The sequence below is a fragment of the Acidobacteriota bacterium genome, from assembly GCA_034211275.1.
Taxonomy (GTDB): Bacteria; Acidobacteriota; Thermoanaerobaculia; order Multivoradales; family JAHZIX01; genus JAGQSE01.
This window is the reverse complement of the sequence record JAXHTF010000361.1, coordinates 1-2,314: the sequence shown is the minus strand read 5'-3', so window position 1 is coordinate 2,314 and position 2,314 is coordinate 1. Positions and strand designations below refer to the sequence as shown.

The window sequence follows — 2,314 nt, the reverse complement described above, 5'->3', positions numbered from 1 at the left end:
CGTCTGGTCAATGACCGCCTGGAGCAGGACCGATGGCTCCAGCAGCAGCTAGACAAGGCTGATAACGCCAAGTTCGAGCCCCAGGGGCTCGTCGACCTACGCACCTTCCTCGGACTTTCTAGCCCCAATCTCTCACCGGAAGTAAAGAAAGGGCCTTCTTCTCTGGTATAAGTGGTTTGCTCACAGCCACTTAGGTCACCAGAGGAGGGAGGCCCTTCGATGACAGACTGTACCGCCCAGCAGTACCTGTTTCAAGGCTCGGGTCGGCGAGAGGTGGTCGCCGCCTTCAACGGTGGCACGATCACGTCTGACGCCGGCGTGGTCCTGATCCGGCAGGTGGATGAGTGCCGGCGCTTGGTGGAGCGCTTCGCCGCCTGCTTTCAGGACTTTCGCCATCCTGGGCAGGTCGAGCACACGGTCGAAGAGCTTCTGCGCCAGCGGATCTATGGCTTGGTGCTGGGCTACGAGGACCTCAACGACCACGAGGATCTGCGCCGGGATCCGCTGCTGGCCACGATGGTGGGCAAGAGCGATCCGTTGGGTCAGAGCCGCCGGCAAGCTCAGGACCGGGGCAAGGCCCTGGCAGGCAAGAGCACGTTGAACCGGCTGGAGTGGGGCTGCTCGGACGAGGCCGAGGATGATCGCTACCGGCGTATCGCTGTCGATCCCGAGGCCGTAGACCGCTTCTTCGTGGACCGCTTTCTCGACTCTTTTGCTCAGCGCCCTCGCCAGATCATCCTCGACGTCGATGCCACCGACGACCCTCTCCACGGGAGCCAGGAAGGGCGTTTCTTCCATGGCTACTACGGCTGCTACTGCTACCTCCCGCTCTACATCTTTGCTGGCAGCCACTTGCTATGCGCCCGTTTGCGCCGGTCGAATATCGACGCTTCGGCCGGCACCACGCAGGAGCTGTCTCGCATCGTGGCTCAGATCCGGGAGCGCTGGGCGAAGGTGCAGATCCTGGTACGTGGAGACTCGGGCTTTGCCCGCGAGGAGCTGATGGCCTGGTGCGAAGCCAACGGCGTGGACTTCGTCTTGGGCCTGGCCCGCAACCCGCGGCTCGAGGAGGCTCTCTCGGAGACCTTCGACGAAGCCCACGAGATCTGTGAGCGTACCGGCGAGCCCACCCGCTGCTACGGCGAGTGGCAGCACTCGACCCTGGATAGCTGGAGCCGAGAGCGCCGGGTCATCGGAAAGGCCGAGATCACCGAGCGAGGCGAGAATCCGCGCTTTGTGGTGACCTCGCTCCCCGCCCGCCGCTACGCGGCCCGCCGGGTCTACGAGCAGATCTACTGTGCCCGCGGGGATATGGAGAACCGCATCAAGGAGCAGCAGCTCGACCTCTTTGCCACCCGCACCTCCGGCCGGCTGATGCGGGTCAACCAGGTGCGCCTGTGGCTCTCCTCAGTGGCTTACATGCTGCTCAACGAGCTGCGCCGGTTGGGTTTGGCCGGGACCCGGTGGGCCGGAGCCCGGCCCGTGACACTGAGAAACAAGCTCCTCAAGATCGGAGCCCGGGTACGGATCACCGTACGCAAGGTCTGGGTCTCCATGGCTACCGGCTATCCCCACGAGCGACTCTTTGCCCACGTCTATGGCCAGCTCCAGCGAGCCGGTCCGCTACCTGCCTGAAAGCCCCCCGTGCCGGCCACTGCCAGGACGGTCCTGGACAACCCAGGGGCCAAGCGTAGCCGTGGTCTCGAAGCGGCCAACAGCGCCCGCGGGCTCAATGTAGCCCCGTCGCTCAACTCCAGCGACCGAAAAGTGCTCCAACCGACCTCATCCAGGCTGATCTGATAACTCAGAACCACTTCCAGCGACGAACTCAGACTACTCGGTGAGAAGGAAGGGCTAGGGCGCCTTGGTGAAAAGCACCAAGAGCCGGTCGAGGCACGACCCGAGGCAGGTCCGCTACACCTCCAGAATCCGCGAGGCGGTCTCGCGGCTGGTGGAGGATCTGCCGACGGACGAGCCCTTGGAGGCCGCCCGCTCCGCCCGGCGACAGCTCAAGCCCAAGGAAACCAAGAGGGTCATCAAGGCGGCCCTCGAACGCCACTTTCAGAAGGAGGAGCTCAAGCCCTACCAGGCGGAGCTGATCAAGCTGCTGCAACACATCGAGCGCAGCGGCCGCAAGATCATCATCCTCTTCGACGGCCGGGACGCTTCGGGCAAGGGCGGCACCATTCGCCGGGTGGTGCGCTACCTGAACGAGAAGCGCTATCGCGTCGTCGCCCTGGGCAAACCGACCCAGGAGCAGAAGACCGAGCTGCACATGAAACGCTACATCGAGCAGTTCCCCCACGCCGGCGAG

Annotated in this window: 2 protein-coding genes; both read left to right on the top strand. The window is 64.3% G+C overall.

The window, feature by feature from the left end; genetic code table 11:
- The first annotated feature begins 219 nt into the window (after positions 1–219).
- Complete coding sequence (locus SX243_25990) at positions 220–1,635, top strand: IS1380 family transposase (GenBank protein ID MDY7096437.1); 1,416 nt, start codon at positions 220–222, stop codon at positions 1,633–1,635.
- 232 nt (positions 1,636–1,867) lie between these two features.
- Positions 1,868–2,314 (top strand): hypothetical protein (locus SX243_25985; GenBank protein MDY7096436.1); only part of this gene is annotated, 447 nt, incomplete at its 3' end.